This window comes from Pseudomonas sp. SR18, from assembly GCF_023701505.1.
Lineage (GTDB): Bacteria > Pseudomonadota > Gammaproteobacteria > Pseudomonadales > Pseudomonadaceae > Aquipseudomonas > Aquipseudomonas cyclaminis.
In genome coordinates this window covers 173,476-191,325 of sequence record NZ_JAMQAU010000002.1, presented here as the reverse complement: position 1 = coordinate 191,325, position 17,850 = coordinate 173,476, and the positions used below count along the sequence as shown (strand labels likewise).

Sequence of the window (17,850 nt, the reverse complement as noted above, 5' to 3'; positions counted from 1 at the left end):
GAAAGACCTTAGATGGTCAGTGTCCAGTCGTAGTCCACGATCAGCGGCGCATGTTGCGAGAAGCGCGGCTGGCGTGGCAAGCGTGCGCTGCGAACAAACCGGCGCAGACCTGGGGTCAGCAACTGGTAGTCGAAACGCCAGCCCAGATTAAGCATCTCGGCCTGTTCGTTATCCGGCCACCAGCTGTACTGGTCGCCTTCACGGCTGACTTCGCGCAGGGCATCCACATAGCCCATGTTGCCGACAATCTCGTCCATCCAGGCCCGTTCCGGCGCCAGGAAGCCTGGGGATTGCTGGCTGTCGCGCCAGTTCTTGATATCCAGCTTCTGTTGCGCCACGTACAGCGAGCCACAGTAAATGTACTCGCGACGTTTACGCCGCTGCTTATCCAGATAACGGGCGAAATCGTCCATTAGCTTGAACTTCTGGTTCAAGTCTTCATCGCCGTTCTGCCCCGAAGGAAGCAGCAAGGTCGCGATGCTGACCTTGTCGAAATCGGCTTGCAGGTAGCGCCCGTAGCGGTCGGCTGTCTCGAAGCCGAGGCCGCTGATGACCGCCTTGGGTTGCAACCGCGAGTACAAAGCCACGCCACCTTGGGTGGGCACTTCGGCATCGCAGGCATAAAGGAAGTAGCCATCCAGTTGGAAGGCTGGGTCGTCCAGTTCAAAGGCGGAGGCGCGGGTGTCCTGCAGGCAGATGACGTCGGCATTCTGAGCTTGCAGCCAACTGAGCAAACCACGCTCGACTGCAGCCTGAATACCATTAACGTTCACACTGATGATCCGCATAAATGGCCCCAAAAATCGCGTGCGTGTATGATACACGCCGTCTACCTAATTAGCTAAATCCGTGGTATCTGAGGCTTTTTTCATGCAGGCGTATCAACGCGATTTCATTCGTTTTGCCATCGATCGCGGCGTTTTGCGCTTCGGTGAGTTCACTCTCAAGTCCGGGCGCACCAGCCCGTACTTCTTCAATGCTGGCCTGTTCAACTCGGGTTCGGCCCTGGCTCAGCTGGGTCGTTTCTACGCGGCAGCCATCGTTGAAAGCGGTATTTCCTTCGACGTGCTGTTTGGCCCGGCCTACAAGGGTATCCCCCTGGCGGCCACAACGGCAGTGGCTTTGGCTGAGCATCACGGGCGGGATCTGCCTTGGTGCTTCAACCGCAAGGAAGCCAAGGCTCACGGCGAAGGCGGCAGCCTGGTGGGCGCGCCGCTGACCGGCGACGTGCTCATCATCGACGATGTCATCACCGCGGGCACCGCAATCCGTGAAGTGATGCAGATCATCGCTTCCCAGGACGGCGCCAAGGCCGCTGGCGTGTTGATCGCACTGAACCGCCAGGAGCGCGGCAACGGTGAATTGTCGGCGATCCAGGAAGTGGAGCGCGATTTCGGCATTCCGGTCGTGAGTATCGTGTCGTTGAACCAGGTGTTGCAGTTCCTGGAAGATGATCCGCAGCTCAAGCAGCATCTGCCGGCGGTGCGTGCGTACCGCGAGCAATTCGGCGTCTGATACAGCAAGTAATGTGGGAGGGGGGCAAGCCCCCTCCCACATTTGTTTTCTGCGTTTTTAAGGACGCTTGCGGTTGCTGATCAGCGTGCCCACACCGGTGTCGGTGAAGATTTCCAGCAGGATCGCGTTCGGCACGCGGCCATCCAGAATCAGCGAGCTACCGACGCCGCCTTGCACCGCTTCCAGCGCGCAACGGATCTTCGGCAGCATGCCGCCGTAGATGGTGCCGTCGGCGATCAACTCGTCCACCTGTTGGGTGGTCAAGCCAGTCAGCACCTTGCCTTCCTTGTCCATCAGGCCGGCGATGTTGGTCAGCAGCATCAGCTTTTCAGCTTTCAGCGCTTCGGCAACCTTGCCCGCTACCAGGTCGGCGTTGATGTTGTAGGACTCGCCATTGGCGCCCACGCCGATGGGCGCGATCACCGGGATGAAGTCGCCTTTGACCAGCAGGTTCAGCAGGTCGGTGTTGATGCCGATCACTTCGCCCACTTGGCCGATGTCGATGATTTCCGGCTGGGTCATTTCCGGCGTTTGACGGGTGACGGTCAGTTTTTTCGCGCGGATCAACTCAGCGTCCTTGCCGGTCAGGCCGATGGCGCTGCCGCCGTGGCGGTTGATCAGGTTGACGATGTCTTTGTTCACCTGGCCGCCGAGGACCATCTCCACCACGTCCATGGTCTGCGCGTCAGTGACGCGCATGCCATCGATGAAGTGACTCTCGATCGACAAACGCTTGAGCAGGTCGCCGATTTGCGGGCCGCCACCGTGTACTACCACGGGGTTGATCCCGACGGCTTTCATCAACACGATGTCGCGGGCAAAGCCGGTTTTCAGCTCGTCGCTTTCCATGGCATTGCCGCCGTACTTGATCACCAGCGTCTTGCCGACGTAGCGTCGAATGTAAGGCAACGCTTCGGACAGGACCTTGGCGGTGTTGGCAGCGGCTTCGCGTTCGAGGGTCATTCAGGGCTCCGGAAAAAAATCAGAACGGTAATTGGAGATCAGGGGCAACACGATTCAACTGGGCGTGGAACACGTCCTTGATGCGCTGCAACTCAGCCTCGGTATCCGCCTCGAAACGCAGGACCAGCACCGGTGTGGTGTTGGACGCGCGAACCAGGCCCCAGCCTTTGGCGTAATCGACTCGCACACCATCAATGGTGGTCAGGTTGGCGCCTTCGCCCCATTGCGCATCGTGCAGTGCGTCAATGATGCTGAATTTGCTCTCCTCGGTCACATGGATATTGATCTCTGGCGTAGAAATATCATTCGGGAAGGTCTGGAACAGTTCTTCGGCGGTGGATTCTTCCTTGCTGAGGATCTCCAGCAGACGAGCGGCGCTGTAAATGCCGTCATCAAAGCCGAACCAGCGCTCCTTGAAGAACACGTGACCGCTCATTTCGCCGGCCAACAGGGCGCCGGTTTCCTTCATCTTCTTTTTGATCAACGAGTGACCGGTCTTCCACATTAGCGGACGGCCGCCGTATTCCTTGATCAGCGGCGTCAGGCGACGGGTGCACTTCACGTCGAAAATGATTTCGGCGTTGGGGTTGCGCGCCACTACGTCACGGGCGAACAGCATCAGCAAGCGGTCGGGGAAGACGATCTCGCCGGTTTCAGTCACCACACCGACGCGGTCGCCGTCACCGTCGAAGGCCAGGCCGACGTCGGCGCCGATTTCCTTGACCTTGGCGATCAGGTCCACCAGGTTCTCAGGTTTGCCCGGATCCGGGTGATGGTTCGGGAAGTTGCCGTCGACCTCGCAAAACAACGGAATCACTTCGCAGTTCAGCGCTTCGAGCAGTTGCGGCGCGATCACGCCGGCCGCGCCGTTGCCGCAGTCCACCACCACTTTGAGGCGGCGGGCGAGCTTGACGTCGCGGGTGATTTCATCGGAGTAGCGCTGCAGGATGTCGACCTTGGTGATGCTGCCTTTGCCGCTGGTCAGGTCGTTGGTCTTCAGGCGGGTATGCAGGGCTTGGATCTGTTCGTTGGCCAGGGTGTCGCCAGCAATGACGATCTTGAAGCCGTTGTAGTCCGACGGGTTATGGCTGCCGGTGAGCATCACCCCGGACTTGCCGGCCAGGACATTGGCGGCGTAGTACAGCGCCGGCGTTGGTACCAGGCCGACGTCGCTGACGTGGCAGCCGGCGTCGGCCAGGCCCTGGATCAGTTGTTCCACCAGTTCCGGGCCGGACAAGCGACCGTCGCGGCCGACCGAAACGTTGGGCTCATCCTGGGCCAGGCTCTGGGCGCCAATGGCGCGGCCAATCCAGTAGGCCGTTTCGGCGGTCAGGGTCTTGGGCACCACGCCACGGATGTCATAGGCGCGAAAAATGCTGTCGGGGAATGTCGGGGCTACTCGGGCTGCGGTACTCATCGCGGGGGGAAACTCCATCTGAAGGGGGCAAGGCTGGCCTTAATGTGGCTGACCGGCAGGCTCAAACTGAAGGGTATGACGGTGTTTTCGGCAGAGAGTTCGTGGTGCAAAAATGCCATCGGCGTTTGGCGGCCTGGCTCTTTTTTGCGTAATGCATTGATTTCACTATGGAAATCTCGCTGATAAATTCCGCGCATTCTTCATCCTGAAAAGCCATGCGGTGGCGTCTGGCCGGGCAGAAGCACCCGGCCAGGTTCAGCTTAGTCAGAGACTGCCGGAATGCCCGAAGCCGCCTGCGCCGCGTTGGGTTTCGTCGAACTCCTGCACCAGTTCGAAGTGTGCCTGCACCACCGGCACAAGAACCAGCTGGGCGATGCGCTCGCCGACCACGATGTTGAAGGCAGTCTGGCCACGGTTCCAGCACGACACCATCAACTCGCCCTGGTAGTCCGAGTCGATCAGGCCGACCAGATTGCCCAGCACGATGCCGTGTTTGTGACCCAGGCCGGAGCGCGGCAGGATCAGCGCCGCCAGGCCAGGGTCGCCCACGTAGATCGACAGGCCGGTCGGAATCAGGACGGTCTGGCCCGGCTCAAGCAGGGTGTCCTGCTTGAGCATGGCGCGCAGGTCCAGGCCGGCGGAGCCAGGGGTGGCGTAGGCCGGCAGTGGGAATTCGGTGCCGATGCGTGGGTCGAGGATCTTGGCTTGCAAAGCGTGCATGGAAATTAAACCTGGTTCAGCCGTTGGGCGATAAAAGAGATCAACTGGCGGGCAATCTTGCCCTTGCTGGTCTGGGCGAAAAGGGTGGCGTGCAGGTCGCGGTCAATCACGCTGCAGGCGTTTTCCTCGCTGTTGAAGCCGATGCTCGGGTTGGCGACATCATTGGCAACGATCAGGTCGAGGTTTTTGTCTTTCAATTTGCGTGCGGCGTAGTCCAGCAAGTGCTCGGTCTCGGCCGCGAAGCCGACGCTGAACGGGCGGTCTGGACGGGTGGCGATGGTGGCCAGGATGTCCGGGTTGCGCACCATTTGCAGGAGCAGGCCGTCGCCGCTTGTAGGGTCTTTCTTGAGCTTTTGCGGGGCGACGACTTCCGGGCGGTAGTCCGCAACCGCTGCCGAGGCGATAAACAGGTCGCAGGGAATGGCCGCTTCGCAGGCCGCGAGCATGTCCCGGGCGCTGACTACGTCGATTCGCGTGACGCGATCAGGGGTCGGCAAATGCACCGGTCCGGTGATCAAGGTGACACGTGCGCCTGCCTCGACCGCCGCTTCTGCCAGCGCAAAGCCCATTTTTCCTGAGCTATGGTTGGTGATGTAGCGCACCGGGTCGATGTTTTCCTGGGTCGGGCCAGCGGTGATCAGCACGTGCTTGCCGGTCAGGGCCAGATGCTGGAAGCACTCGGCGGCGCACTGGGCCAGATCGGTGGCTTCGAGCATGCGGCCCATGCCCACGTCGCCGCAGGCCTGGCTGCCGGACGCCGGGCCGAACACCTTGAGGCCACGACTTTGCAGGAGTTGAGTGTTGGCCTGGGTGGCCGGATCGCGCCACATGGCCTGGTTCATGGCCGGGGCGATGGCCACGGTGGCGTCGGTGGCCAGTACCAGCGTGGTCAGCAGGTCGTCGGCAATGCCTTGGGCGAGGCGGGCGATCAGGTCCGCGGTGGCTGGGGCGATCAGCACCAGGTCGGCCCATTTGGCCAGTTCGATGTGGCCCATGGCGGCTTCCGCCGCCGGGTCCAGCAGGTCCAGGTGAACCGGGTGGCCGGACAAGGCCTGCATGGTCAGGGGGGTGATGAACTCACTGCCGCCACGAGTCATGACCACGCGCACTTCGGCGCCTTGGTCCAGGAGCCTGCGAACCAACTCTGCGCTCTTGTAGGCGGCAATGCCGCCGCCGACGCCGAGAACGATGCGTTTCCGATACAGACGCTGCATTGGTTTGCCTTTCCAGTTCAGTGAAGCCAGTTCAGTGACGCCTGCGATCTCCCCTCCCCAGGTGAAATCGCACGCAAAAAAGAGGGCCTACGATAACACAGCGTCTGTCAGGCAGCAGCGGCGCACATGCACAGGGAGGTGGGATGAGTATTCGTGACTGGCCGGCGGCAGAGCGTCCGCGGGAGAAGCTTTTGGCATGGGGCGCGGCAAGTTTGTCAGATGCCGAGTTGTTGGCAATCTTTCTGCGCACAGGTGTAGCCGGTCGGAGTGCGGTGGACTTGGCGCGCCATCTGCTCGCCCAATTTGGTGGCTTACGCCCGCTGCTGGAGGCCAACCAGGCGCTGTTCAACCAGCAACTGGGCTTGGGGCCGGCGAAGTTTGCCCAACTGCAGGCGGTACTGGAAATGTCCCGGCGGCATATGGCCGAACACTTGCGCAGTGAGTCAGTGCTGGAAAGCCCGGAGGTCGTGCGGGGTTACCTCAAGGCGCTGTTGCGCCATGAGCCCCACGAGATCTTTGGCTGCCTGTTTCTCGATTCAAAACATCGGGTATTGGGCTTCGAGGCATTATCTGAGGGCACCATCGACGCCGCGGTGGTGTATCCCCGGCAAGTGGTCAAACGCGCACTGGCCTACAACGCGGCGGCGTTGATCTTGTGTCACAACCATCCTTCGGGAAACGTGGAGCCGAGTGCTGCTGATCGAAAATTGACCAAAGTCCTGCAGAAAGCGCTGGAGATGGTGGACGTGCGGGTGCTGGATCACATCATCGTCGGGGATGGTGATCCATTGTCGATGGCGGAGTACGGATGGATGTAGCCCCCCACCCTTTGCCGTGGGGGCCATGGTTCAGGGCTTGACGCTGACCTTCGAGAAGTCCTGGCGCCCGAATGGGCTCACCTGGTATCCCTCGACATTCTTGCGGGCCAGGGCAAACGCGGTCGGATGCGCCAGCGGCAGCCACAACGCCTGCTGCTGGATCTGCGCCTGGGCCTGTTGATACAGCTTGCTGCGCACCCCTTGCTCGCTGGTGGTCTTGCCGGCACTGATCAGCTTGTCCAGCGCCGGGTCGCAGTAACGCGCGAAGTTGGTCCCGGATTTCACCGCTGCGCAGGAAAACTGCGGGGTCAGGAAGTTATCCGGGTCTCCGTTGTCACCGGCCCAGCCCATGAACAACAGGTCATGCTCGCCGGCTTTGGCGCGGCGAATCAGCTCGCCCCATTCGATCACGCGGATCTCGGCCTGGATGCCGACTTTGGCCAGGTCGGCTTGCAGCAGTTGCGCGCCGAGGTTCGGGTTGGGGTTCAGCAGGCTGCCGGTGGGGCGTGTCCAAATGGTGGTCTTGAAGCCATCCTTGAGCCCGGCGCGATTGAGCAGGGCCCTGGCCTTGTCGAGGTCCTGTGGATAACCCGGCAAGTCCTTGGCGTAGCTCCATGTATTGGGCGGATAAGGGCCGTTGGCGGCTTCGGCGGTGCCTTCAAATACCGCTTTGAGGTAGCTGGCCTTGTCGAAGGCCAGGTTGATCGCCTGACGCACTTCGGGCTTGTCCAGGGGAGGGTGCTGGCTGTTGATCGCCACGAATGCGGTCATGAATGCGGCGGTTTTTTCCACTTTGAGGGCCGGGTCTTTCTCGGCCTCGCCCACATCCAGCGGCTTGGGCGACAGGGCGATCTGGCATTCATCGCGGTGCAGCTTCTGCAAGCGCACGTTGGCGTCCGGTGTGATCGCGAAGATCAAGTTATCCACAGCCGGTTTGCCGCCAAAGTAGTCCGGGTTGGCTTTGTAGCGAACCACGGCGTCTTTCTGGAAACGACTGAAAATGAACGGCCCGGTGCCAATCGGTTGGCTGTTGAGCTTCTCGGGCGTACCGGCCTTGAGCAGTTTGTCGGCGTACTCGGCCGGGTAAATCGAGGCGAAGCCCATGCTCAGGGCGGCGAGAAAGGTGGAGTCGGCATGGTCCAGGGTGAAGCGCACGGTCAGTGGGTCGAGCGCATCGATCTTCTTGACCAGTGTCGGTAGTTGCAGCGACTGGGCGTGAGGGAAACCGCTCTGGGCGATCTTGTGCCACGGGTTGGCCGGGTCGAGCATGCGCTCGAAGCTGAAGCGCACGTCTTCGGCGGTCAGGCTGCGGCTGGGGGTGAAGTACTCGGTACGGTGGAACTTCACATTCGGGTGCAGCTTGAAGGTGTAGGTCAGGCCGTCCGGCGACACGTCCCAGCTGTCGGCCAGGCTTGGCACCAGCTTGCCGCTGGCGGCATCGAAGTCCACCAAGCGGTTCATCAATACGTCCGCGGAGGCGTTGGTGGTGGTCAGCGAGTTGTACTGCACCACATCAAACCCTTCGGGGCTGGCCTCGGTGCACACGCTCAGGTTGGTGGCGGCAGAGGCCAGCGGAGCGATAAAAAGAGGGGCAAGCAACAGCGGTAGGGCAGCGAGGCGCATATTCGGTTTCCTTTGCAGATCGAAGGCCCATCTGCGAGTGCAGTCTGGAAAAGTCCTACCGTAGTGCTCTGATTGATAAATGACTAGCCCATTTTTGCCTGTGCTTTTGGCTCAAATGCTGTTTTGATGGCGCCTCAGATAGTTTTGTCGCGCACTTCACGGTGCACGCGGGCGCTGAAAATCATTCTGTGCGACGAGCGGTCGGCTGTTGTAGCGGCCCCTCCTGGCAACGGTTCTGGCGTCAACGGCCGAGATTTACTCCGGTAAAAACACACTCGCTGTTGTTGCGTCAGGGTCTTTCTGGTATAAAGCAGCGCTCTTTTCTAGGGGCCCGGTTCCTTCACTGTAGGTGTAGCCGGTAAGACCCTTAAAGAAACGCGGCGCCTGGCGCCAAATGACTGAGAGATTAAGCGGCCAACCCATGCCGGGTTGGGCATGTGGTTTTAGAGGGCTGAGGCATGTCGAGAGTCTGTCAAGTTACCGGTAAGGGTCCGGTGACTGGGAATAACATTTCCCACGCAAATAACAAAACCCGTCGTCGTTTCCTGCCGAACCTGCAGCATCACCGCTTCTGGGTTGAAGAAGAGAAACGTTTTGTTCGCCTGCGTGTATCTGCTAAAGGCATGCGTATCATCGACAAGCGTGGCATCACTGTCGTGCTGGCCGAAATCCGTGCCGCTGGCAAGATCTAAGGAGCTCTATCATGCGTGAATTGATTCGAATGATCTCTAGCGCCGGTACTGGTCACTTCTACACTACCGACAAGAACAAGCGTACTACCCCGGACAAGCTCGAAAAGAAAATGTTCGACCCGCGCGTTCGCAAGCACGTGATCTACAAAGAAGGCAAAATCAAGTAATTGATTTTCTTCCTTGTGAAAAAAAGCCCGTCTCTCACGAGTCGGGCTTTTTTTTGCGTGGAATTTGGTTGATCAAGCCTTCTGTTCAAACACCACGTAGATCTTGCGGCAGGGTTCCAGTACTTCCCAGGTGCCACTGAAGCCGGCGGGAATCACGAAGCGGTCGCCGGCGCGCAAGGTCTTGGCGTTGCCCTCGGCGTCGCGCAGCACGGACACACCCTGCACGATCTCGCAGTACTCATGCTCGGTGTAGCTGACCTTCCACTGCCCGACCTCACCTTCCCAGACCCCCGCACTCATCTGGCCACATGGGCTGTTGTAGTGGTTGTAGACCGTCTGCTCGGGATCGCCCTTGAGGATTTTCTCGGCGGCAGGGCGATAGCGGTCGGGGGCGGTGGTGGCTTGGCTGAAGTCGACGATGTCCTGGATGCTCATGTGCGTGTCCCGTCTGGCCTGGGGTTGGAGAGCCCAAAGTCTATGTTTATTAAAATGAACATCGCAAGGGCGTTTACCGGCGTTATGTCAAATATATTGAAACATCCCCAGCCGCTGGTTTAGGGTGGCAACTGCCTTTGAGCCGAACAGTTGGCTGGCGGGCAAGCATTCTTTGAGGCTGCCGGGGGACATCGCCTGGCCCTTGTATTCAACAAGAGGAGGACACTCGCATGACCACCCTGACCCCTGCCGACTGGGAACAACGCGCCAAGGATCTGAAGATCGAAGGCCGCGCCTACATCAATGGCGAATACACCGCCGCTGTTTCCGGTGACACCTTCGAATGCATCAGCCCGGTCGATGGCCGTCTGCTGGCCACTGTTGCCAGCTGTGACGCCGCCGACGCCCAGCGCGCCGTCGAAAATGCCCGCGCCACCTTCAGTTCCGGCGCTTGGTCGCGCCTGGCACCGGCCAAACGCAAAGCCACCATGATCCGTTTCGCGGCGCTGCTCAAGGCCAATGCCGAAGAGCTGGCGCTGCTGGAAACCCTGGACATGGGTAAGCCGATCAGCGACTCCCTGAACATCGACGTACCCGGCGCGGCGAATGCCCTGAGCTGGAGCGGCGAGGCCATCGACAAGATTTACGACGAAGTCGCTGCCACGCCGCACGATCAACTGGGCTTGGTAACCCGCGAGCCGGTGGGTGTGGTTGGCGCCATCGTGCCGTGGAACTTCCCGCTGATGATGGCCTGCTGGAAACTCGGCCCGGCGTTGTCCACCGGTAACTCGGTGATCCTCAAGCCGTCCGAAAAATCCCCGCTGACCGCCATCCGTATCGCGGCCCTGGCGGTTGAAGCCGGTATTCCGAAAGGCGTGTTCAACGTGCTGCCGGGCTACGGCCACACCGTCGGCAATGCGCTGGCGCTGCACATGGACGTCGACACGCTGGTATTCACCGGCTCGACCAAGATCGCCAAGCAGCTGTTGATCCGCTCCGGCGAGTCGAACATGAAGCGCGTATGGCTGGAAGCCGGCGGCAAAAGCCCGAACATCGTGTTCGCCGACGCCCCGGACCTGCAAGCCGCCGCAAAATCTGCAGCCAGCGCCATTGCCTTCAACCAGGGTGAAGTCTGCACCGCCGGCTCGCGCCTGCTGGTGGAGCGCTCCATCAAGGATACATTCCTGCCGCTGGTCATCGAGGCGCTCAAGGCCTGGAAGCCCGGCAACCCGCTGGACCCGGCGACCACCGTCGGCGCGTTGGTGGACACCCAGCAGATGAACACCGTGCTGTCGTACATCGAAGCAGGTCACGCCGATGGCGCCAAACTGGTGGCCGGCGGCAAGCGCATCCTGGAAGAAACCGGCGGTACCTACGTCGAGCCAACGATTTTCGACGGCGTGACCAACGCCATGAAGATCGCCCAGGAAGAGATCTTCGGCCCGGTACTTTCGGTGATCACCTTCGACAGCGCCGAAGAGGCGATCAAGATTGCCAACGACACGGTGTATGGCCTGGCTGCCGCCGTGTGGACCGCTGACATCTCCAAAGCGCACCTGACCGCCAAGGCCCTGCGCGCCGGCAGCGTGTGGGTCAATCAATACGACGGCGGCGACATGACTGCGCCGTTTGGTGGCTTCAAGCAATCGGGTAACGGTCGCGACAAGTCGCTGCATGCGTTCGACAAATACACCGAACTGAAGTCGACCTGGATCAAGCTCTAAGCAACACCGCAGGTCGAAGGTGGGAGGAGGTTTGCCTCCGATAGCAGTGTGTCAGGCACTTAACGTGCTCAATGATCCGCCGCCATCGGGGGCAAGCCCCCTCCCACACTGTTTTGTGTGTTCTCAAGAATTATCCACAGGAGCGTGGCAATGCGTTGGGCGACCTATTTCGCCGTCCTGGCCTCGGTACTTAGCGTCGGCTTGGCGCTGGGTGTCAGCATGCCGCTGGTGTCCCTGCGTCTGGAAGGTTGGGGCTACGGCAGCTTCGCCATTGGCGTGATGGCGGCCATGCCGGCGTTCGGCGTATTGCTTGGCGCCAAGGTCTCCAGCCGGCTGGCCGCATGGCTCGGCACTGCCAATCTGATGCGTTTGTGTATGTGGTGCGGTGCGGTGTCCATCGGTTTACTGGCGATCCTGCCCAGCTACCCGATATGGCTGGTGCTGCGCCTGGTGATCGGGGTGATCCTGACCATCGTGTTTATCCTCGGTGAAAGCTGGATCAACCAGTTAGTGGTGGAGCAGTGGCGTGGCCGATTGGTGGCGCTGTATGGCTGCAGTTATGCCTTGAGCCAGCTGTCCGGGCCACTGCTGCTGGGCGTGATCGGCACCGACCATGACTATGGCATCTGGGTCGGCGTGGCTTTGTTGGTGATTGCCCCGCTGGCATTGCTGGGACGCTCCGGCGCACCCACTGCCGATTCGTTCAGCGTGACTTTCGTCGAGCTGTGGCGCTTTTGCCGCAGCCTGCCGGCGATTGCCTGGGCGGTGGCGCTGTTCGCCGCGTTCGAAGCGATGATCTTGACGCTGCTGCCGGTGTATTGCCTGCAACAAGGCTTTACCGCCGAGATTGCCTTGGCGATGGTCAGCACGGTGGTGGTCGGCGATGCGCTGCTGCAATTGCCCATCGGTGCGCTGGCCGACTACCTGCCACGGCGCACGTTGTTCCTGAGTTGTGCTGTGTTGTTGCTGGTGTCCAGCCTGGCGATTCCGTTGACGTTGCACACGCTGTTGATCTGGCCGATATGGGTGTTGTTCGGCGCCAGTGCCGGTGGGTTGTTTACCCTGTCGCTGATCCTGATCGGCGAGCGTTATCGCGACGATGCGCTGGTGCGCGCCAATGCCCACATCGCCCAGCTGTGGGGCATCGGTTGCCTGATCGGGCCACTGGTGGCCGGGGCGGGCAGCCAGTGGATCAACGGGCATGCCCTGCCGCTGTTGATGGCGGCGGGGGCGTTGGGGTTGGTCGTGCTATTGCTGCGCCAGGGCGCATTCGGTGCCGCACAGCCAGCCTGATTTGAAATGCGATCCTCTGTGGGAGGGGCTTGCGGCCTCCCGCAGAGGATTTGCGTTGTGTCAGAGCATGCGTTCCAGGCCGACGCGGGTGGCGAACCACGCATTGAACCGCCGCCACCAACTGCCAGGCTCGCGGGTCAGCGTGTGCAGTTGCCCGTCATCTTCGGTGACCCACACCACGTTGCCGTCCTGCAGTTTCGCCTCGTAACTCAAGGCGGGTGCCATGCCTTGCAACGCCAGGTTGCGCACGTGTTCCGCCAGTTCGGGGCTGTCCACCAAGACGCCGACTTCGGTATTCCACAACACAGAGCGGGGGTCGAAATTGAACGAGCCGATAAACGACTTCGTCCGATCAAAGATCATGGCCTTGCTGTGCAGGCTGGAATCCGAACCTCGGAAGGAGCCCCGGCGAAACAGGTGCGGGCTGCTGCCACCGCCGTCGCCGGGTTGGCGGCGCAGTTCATAGAGTTTGACCCCGTGCTCCAGCAGCGCCTTGCGATAAGGCGCATAGCCGCCGTGCACGGCCGGCACATCGGTGGCTTCAAGGGAGTTGGTCAACAGGCTCACCGATACACCCGCGTCGGCGCGCCCCGTCAGGTACACCAGCCCAGGCTGCCCCGGTACGAAGTACGCCGAGATCATTATCAGCTCATGGTTGACGCCTTCCAGCTCCGGCGCGAGTTGGGTGGTCAGCAGCAGGCGTGGGTCCGGGTCGGCCTTGGCCAGCACTTTGCTCGGTGCGTCCCACAACGCCTGGTTCCAGGCCCAGATCAGCTCGCGGCGCCAGATGTCCATGCGCGGTTGGGTCTGGTAGGTGCGCAGGCGGTTGTACAGCGCGTGATTCTGCTGGCGTGACTCGGCCAACGACGCCTCCAGGCGTACGCGCGCGGCAGCCAGGTCGCCTTTAGAGGGGCTGTTTGAGACAAAATCGTCAATCGGTTTGCTCAGGGCGCTGTTCCAGTACTGATCGAAACTGTGCCCGAGCTGCTCGGCCACCGGCCCTACGCTGAGCATGTCGATATCGGTGAAATTCAGGTTTGGCTCGGCGTCGAAATATTCATCCCCCAGGTTTCGCCCGCCGACGATGGCCACACTGTTGTCCGCCAGCCACAGCTTGTTGTGCATGCGCCTGTGTTGCAGCGACAGGTCGAACAGGCGGCCCATGGCCCGCGTCACACCGGTGCTGCGCCCCAAGTGCAGGGGATTGAACAGGCGGATCTCGATCTTGGGGTGGGCGGCGAGGGTGGCGATGATCTGGTCGAGGCCGTCGCTGGTGGTGTCGTCCAGCAGGATGCGCACACGCACGCCACGGTCGGCGGCCTTGAGCAGTTCATCCACCAGCATGCGCGTGCTGATGCCGTCGTGGACGATGTAGTACTGCAGATCGAGGCTGGTCTGAGCGTTCCGGATCAGCTCGGCGCGGGCCATGAAGGCTTCGCTGCTGTTGGGCAACAGGCGGAAACCGGAGCGGCCCTGGTAAGGCGCGGCCTGGGCCTGGATCGAGCGGCCGAACGACGACTGTGCTGCCGGCAGTGCGTCGCTGGGGATACGCGGTGTGCTCACTGTGGCGCAGCCACCCAGGGTCAGGGCTCCCAACAGGCAAAACGGTAAAAGCCGTCGAATCATCAAGGGAGGCGCTTCCAGTTCAGGGCGGTTGTCGGCATATGACGGCGATTTCTCGCGAAAGGTCAGTCCGCCGACTCGGCCAACATCTTTATCGCTGCGACACCGACCTTGCGCACCGCTTCTTCAATCTGCGGGGTTGGCTTGGCACCGTAGTTCATACGCAGGCAGTTCCGATACTTGCCCGATGCAGAAAAGATGCTTCCCACGGCGACCTGGACACCTTGTTCTATGAGCACCCGGTTGAGTTTCAGAGTATCGAAGCCCTCCGGCAGTTCTATCCACAGCATGAAGCTGCCCTGGGGGCGGCTGGCGCGCGTGCCCGCCGGGAAATAGCGGCTGACCCAATCGAGCATCAAGTCGCGATTGCGCTGGTATTGGGTGCGCATGCGCCGCAAATGCGGCTCGAAATGCCCACCCTTGAGAAATTCGGCAATTGCGATCTGCGGTTGGGTCGCGGTGGAGCCGGTGCTGATGTATTTCATGTGCAGCACCCGTTCCAAGTAGCGCCCCGGTGCCACCCAGCCAATGCGCAGGCCCGGCGCCAGGGTTTTCGAGAAGGAACTGCAGAGCAGCACGCGGCCATCTTCGTCGAAGGATTTGATGGTGCGCGGGCGTGGGTAGCTGTAGGCCAATTCGCCATACACATCGTCTTCGATGATCGCCACGTCAAAACGCTGTGCCAGGGTCAACAAAGCGCGTTTGCGTGCCTCCGGCATGATGTAGCCCAACGGGTTGTTGCAGTTGGGGGTCAACTGAATGACTTTGATCGGCCACTGCTCCAGGGCCAACTCCAAGGCTTCGAGGCTGATGCCAGTGATGGGGTCAGTGGGGATTTCCAGGGCTTTCATGCCCAGTCCCTTGAGGGTCTGCATGGCGCCGTGGAAGCTCGGCGAGTCCACCGCGACGATATCGCCGGGGTCACAGATGGCGTGGATGCTGGCGGACAGCGCCTCATGGCAGCCGGTGGTGATCACGATGTCTTCGGCGGTCAACTGGCAGCCGGAATCCAACGACAGCCGGGCGATTTGCTCACGCAGTTCCATACAGCCGAGGATGTTGTCGTAATACAGCCCCGGCAGATCCTGGCGCCGGCTGACGCGGGCAAGGCTTCGCAGCAGGGGTTTGAGGGTGGGTGACAATACATCCGGCATGCCCCGGCCCATCTGTATGACGTCTTTTCGCGGCACAGCGCGAATCAGTTCCAGTACTTGGTCCCACTGGGAGATTTCTACCGGGCGTTGGGCGGGGCGGCCTATTTCCGGCAGGGCCGGCAGCTCGCGGCCAACGGGAACGAAGTAGCCGGACTTGGGTTTGGGCATCGCCAGGCCGTTGTCTTCCAGCAGGCGATAAGCCTGTTGCACGGTGCTGAGGCTGACCCCATGTTCGACGCTCAAGGCCCGCACGGACGGCAATCGATCACCGGGGCGATAGAAGCCCTGTTCGATGCGGGTGCCCAGCAATTCGGCGAGATTGACATAAAGGGTCATGACGGTCGCTCCCAGTGGACCAGTACAGATAGAGAGAAAATACAGGATTCACTGGCCCATAGGCAGTGTCTGTATGGATTTAATAAAGGCAGGTTGAATCTGTAATGGTTTTTGCCGTTCGCCCATGCTTGTCACTCAAGGCAACACGCCACTGAGGGGCAACAACATGAACGGCATGAGCGATGTGCGGCTGGCGCTACACAGTCAGGAACTGGAAGCAGGGCAGGAGCGGGCACTGTCTGCGCTCACGGGTAACCGCTGGAGCCTGTTCTGGCACCGTCGCCACACGCGCAAGGCTTTGCTGACCCTGACCTGCGAGCAATTGCAGGATATCGGACTGACTGCCGAGCAGGCGCGCCAGGAAGGCTTGAAGCCTTTCTGGCGCGGTTGATCACACCAGCTCTTTGAGGCGGTGCCAGAGCATCCCCAGCGCCAGCAGCGGCGAGCGCAGGTGCTGGCCGCCGGGGAAGGTGATGTGCGGCACCTTTGCGAACAGATCGAAACGCCCCTGCTGCTGGCCGCTGATGGCTTCGGCCAGCAGCTTGCCCGCCAGGTGTGTGGCGTTGAGGCCATGGCCCGCATAAGCCTGGGCGTAATACACGTTGGGTTGATCCGCCAACCGACCGATCTGCGGCAAGCGGTTGGCGCCGATGCCGATCATGCCGCCCCACTGGTAGTCGATTTTTGCGTCGGCCAACTGCGGGAACACCTTCAGCATTTTCGGCCGCATGTAGGCGCCGATGTCCTGAGGATCACGGCCGGAGTAGTGGCAGGCGCCGCCGAACAACAGGCGACGGTCGGCGGACAAGCGGAAATAGTCCACCGTCACCCGTTGATCGCACACCGCCATGTTCTGCGGCAACAGGTTGGCGGCCTGCGCTTCGCTCAAGGGTTCGGTGGCGATGATGTAGCTGCCGGCGGGCAGCACTTTGCCGCTCAGGTGCGGGTTGAGGCCGTTGAGGTAGGCGTTGCAGGCCAGTACCAGGGTCCTGGCACGCACGTGGCCGTGGGTGGTGTGCACCTTGACCTCGGGGCCGTAGTCGATGCGTGTCACTTCGGACTGCTCAAACAACTGCGCGCCCAACTGCTGCGCGGCGGCCGCTTCGCCGAGCGCCAGGTTCAGCGGGTGCAGGTGGCCTGACCCCATGTCGATCATGCCGCCCACATAGCGGTCGGAACCGATGACGCTGCTCATTTCGGTAGCTTGCAGCAGGCGCACTTCATGGCGATAGCCGAGGCTGCGCAGTTCTTCGGCGTCTTCGGCGAGCCCGTGCAGGTCGCGAGGCTTGTTGGCGAGGTCGCAGTAGCCCCAGGTCAGGTCGCAGGGGATCTGGTAGCGCTCGACGCGCTCACGCACTATCTCGACGGCTTCCAGGCCCATCAGCTTAATCTCGCGCACGCCATCGCTGCCGATCACATTGGTGAACTGGTCCAGGCCGTGGCCGACGCCGCGAATCAGTTGCCCGCCATTACGCCCGCTGGCGCCCCAGGCGATCTTGCGCGCCTCCAGCAACACCACGCGCAAACCACGCTCGGCCAGTTCCAGTGCGGTGTTAAGCCCGGAAAACCCCCCGCCGATCACGCACACGTCGGCAGTCACTTCGCCGGTCAACACCGGGTAATCGGGCTGCGGCAGGCTGCTGGCGGCGTAGTAGGAAGCGGTGTGCCGGGCGCTGGCGGTCATGGGGAGCATCCCTGTTTGGAAAATTTGACGCAGGATACAGCGGTCGGACGAAGCTGTCTGTGCGGTGCGTTTTGCGTCAGAATCCACGCCTATTCGCCGTTTGGTACCTGCTTCGATGAGTTGCAACAGTCAGAAAGTCAGCGCATTGCGCCGCCAGATTCCTTCGTTCGAGTGCGTCCCCGGTTGCCACGACTGCTGTGGGCCAGTGACTACATCGCCCGAGGAAATGTCGCGACTGCCGCGTAAGACTGCTGCCGAACAGGACGCGGCAATGGACGAGCTGAACTGTGTGCACCTGGGGCCCAACGGTTGCACGGTGTATGACGAGCGGCCGTTGATCTGCCGCTTGTTTGGCACGACCAAAACCTTGCCATGTCCCAATGGGCGGGGGCCGGTGGAGCTGATTCACCCGAGGGTGGAGAAGCAGATCCACGAGTACATGGCGAGTACCCGGCAGGTGCTGGTGTAGCGG

Annotated in this window: 18 protein-coding genes and 1 pseudogene; 8 read left to right on the top strand and 11 right to left on the bottom strand. The window is 61.2% G+C overall.

What is annotated here, in order from left to right; genetic code table 11:
- Positions 1 to 8: 8 nt before the first annotated feature.
- Positions 9 to 788 (bottom strand): catabolite repression control protein Crc, encoded by a 780-nt coding sequence (gene crc / locus NDJ82_RS04750; protein ID WP_003195493.1) that lies wholly within the window; start codon positions 786 to 788, stop codon positions 9 to 11.
- Between the two features lie 82 nt (positions 789 to 870).
- Between crc and pyrE the strand changes: the two genes are divergently transcribed.
- Positions 871 to 1,515, top strand: coding sequence for an orotate phosphoribosyltransferase (gene pyrE / locus NDJ82_RS04745; RefSeq protein ID WP_099586019.1), 645 nt, complete (start codon positions 871 to 873; stop codon positions 1,513 to 1,515).
- Positions 1,516 to 1,572: 57 nt separating this feature from the next.
- Here pyrE and argB read toward each other — a convergent pair whose 3' ends face one another.
- From argB to coaBC, 5 genes and pseudogenes are all read right to left on the bottom strand, one after another.
- On the bottom strand, positions 1,573 to 2,478 hold the full coding sequence (gene argB, locus NDJ82_RS04740) for an acetylglutamate kinase (RefSeq protein WP_015886532.1): 906 nt from the start codon (positions 2,476 to 2,478) through the stop codon (positions 1,573 to 1,575).
- A 19-nt stretch (positions 2,479 to 2,497) separates the two neighbouring features.
- Positions 2,498 to 3,919 (bottom strand): annotated as a pseudogene (locus NDJ82_RS04735) (phosphomannomutase/phosphoglucomutase); the annotation flags it as partial.
- Positions 3,892 to 4,092 (bottom strand): hypothetical protein, encoded by a 201-nt coding sequence (locus NDJ82_RS04730; RefSeq protein WP_112192760.1) that lies wholly within the window; start codon positions 4,090 to 4,092, stop codon positions 3,892 to 3,894. The pseudogene NDJ82_RS04735 and the gene NDJ82_RS04730, both read right to left, overlap by 28 nt.
- A gap of 67 nt (positions 4,093 to 4,159) precedes the next feature.
- Positions 4,160 to 4,615, bottom strand: a complete 456-nt coding sequence (dut, locus tag NDJ82_RS04725; protein WP_032884403.1) for a dUTP diphosphatase — start codon at positions 4,613 to 4,615, stop codon at positions 4,160 to 4,162.
- 5 nt (positions 4,616 to 4,620) lie between these two features.
- Positions 4,621 to 5,829 carry a bifunctional phosphopantothenoylcysteine decarboxylase/phosphopantothenate--cysteine ligase CoaBC gene (gene coaBC / locus NDJ82_RS04720; RefSeq protein ID WP_099586016.1) on the bottom strand — a complete coding sequence of 403 codons (1,209 nt, stop codon included), beginning with the start codon at positions 5,827 to 5,829 and terminating at the stop codon, positions 4,621 to 4,623.
- 143 nt (positions 5,830 to 5,972) lie between these two features.
- On the opposite strand from coaBC, the gene radC reads away from it, so the two are divergent.
- On the top strand, positions 5,973 to 6,647 hold the full coding sequence (radC, locus tag NDJ82_RS04715; RefSeq protein WP_099586015.1) for a RadC family protein: 675 nt from the start codon (positions 5,973 to 5,975) through the stop codon (positions 6,645 to 6,647).
- 30 nt (positions 6,648 to 6,677) lie between these two features.
- Here the strand turns inward: radC and NDJ82_RS04710 are convergent, their stop codons facing one another.
- On the bottom strand, positions 6,678 to 8,270 hold the full coding sequence (locus NDJ82_RS04710) for an ABC transporter substrate-binding protein (RefSeq protein WP_191958812.1): 1,593 nt from the start codon (positions 8,268 to 8,270) through the stop codon (positions 6,678 to 6,680).
- Positions 8,271 to 8,728: 458 nt separating this feature from the next.
- Between NDJ82_RS04710 and rpmB the strand changes: the two genes are divergently transcribed.
- Entirely contained in the window at positions 8,729 to 8,962 is a 234-nt protein-coding gene (gene rpmB, locus NDJ82_RS04705; RefSeq protein WP_003176907.1) for a 50S ribosomal protein L28, read from the top strand.
- A gap of 11 nt (positions 8,963 to 8,973) precedes the next feature.
- Positions 8,974 to 9,129 (top strand): 50S ribosomal protein L33, encoded by a 156-nt coding sequence (gene rpmG / locus NDJ82_RS04700; protein ID WP_003176906.1) that lies wholly within the window; start codon positions 8,974 to 8,976, stop codon positions 9,127 to 9,129.
- A 72-nt stretch (positions 9,130 to 9,201) separates the two neighbouring features.
- On the opposite strand, the gene NDJ82_RS04695 is transcribed toward rpmG, so the two are convergent.
- On the bottom strand, positions 9,202 to 9,564 hold the full coding sequence (locus NDJ82_RS04695) for a cupin domain-containing protein (protein ID WP_122307908.1): 363 nt from the start codon (positions 9,562 to 9,564) through the stop codon (positions 9,202 to 9,204).
- Between the two features lie 230 nt (positions 9,565 to 9,794).
- On the opposite strand from NDJ82_RS04695, the gene NDJ82_RS04690 reads away from it, so the two are divergent.
- The gene (locus tag NDJ82_RS04690; RefSeq protein WP_250925009.1) at positions 9,795 to 11,288 is read left to right on the top strand and encodes an aldehyde dehydrogenase; all 1,494 of its coding nucleotides are present in this window, start codon (positions 9,795 to 9,797) and stop codon (positions 11,286 to 11,288) included.
- Positions 11,289 to 11,438: 150 nt separating this feature from the next.
- A complete protein-coding gene (locus NDJ82_RS04685) occupies positions 11,439 to 12,581 on the top strand; it encodes an MFS transporter (protein WP_099586011.1) in 1,143 nt (380 codons plus the stop codon).
- Between the two features lie 60 nt (positions 12,582 to 12,641).
- On the opposite strand, the gene NDJ82_RS04680 is transcribed toward NDJ82_RS04685, so the two are convergent.
- Both NDJ82_RS04680 and NDJ82_RS04675 read right to left on the bottom strand, forming a co-directional pair.
- The gene (locus NDJ82_RS04680) at positions 12,642 to 14,207 is read right to left on the bottom strand and encodes a phospholipase D family protein (protein ID WP_099586010.1); all 1,566 of its coding nucleotides are present in this window, start codon (positions 14,205 to 14,207) and stop codon (positions 12,642 to 12,644) included.
- A gap of 62 nt (positions 14,208 to 14,269) precedes the next feature.
- On the bottom strand, positions 14,270 to 15,694 hold the full coding sequence (locus NDJ82_RS04675) for an aminotransferase-like domain-containing protein (protein WP_099586009.1): 1,425 nt from the start codon (positions 15,692 to 15,694) through the stop codon (positions 14,270 to 14,272).
- A 166-nt stretch (positions 15,695 to 15,860) separates the two neighbouring features.
- On the opposite strand from NDJ82_RS04675, the gene NDJ82_RS04670 reads away from it, so the two are divergent.
- Positions 15,861 to 16,085: a DUF1127 domain-containing protein gene (locus NDJ82_RS04670; protein WP_099586008.1), complete on the top strand. Its 225-nt coding sequence runs from the start codon at positions 15,861 to 15,863 to the stop codon at positions 16,083 to 16,085.
- Here the strand turns inward: NDJ82_RS04670 and NDJ82_RS04665 are convergent, their stop codons facing one another.
- Positions 16,086 to 17,378 (bottom strand): NAD(P)/FAD-dependent oxidoreductase, encoded by a 1,293-nt coding sequence (locus NDJ82_RS04665; RefSeq protein WP_250925008.1) that lies wholly within the window; start codon positions 17,376 to 17,378, stop codon positions 16,086 to 16,088.
- 115 nt (positions 17,379 to 17,493) lie between these two features.
- On the opposite strand from NDJ82_RS04665, the gene NDJ82_RS04660 reads away from it, so the two are divergent.
- Positions 17,494 to 17,847: a YkgJ family cysteine cluster protein gene (locus NDJ82_RS04660; protein WP_099586006.1), complete on the top strand. Its 354-nt coding sequence runs from the start codon at positions 17,494 to 17,496 to the stop codon at positions 17,845 to 17,847.
- Positions 17,848 to 17,850 lie beyond the last annotated feature (3 nt).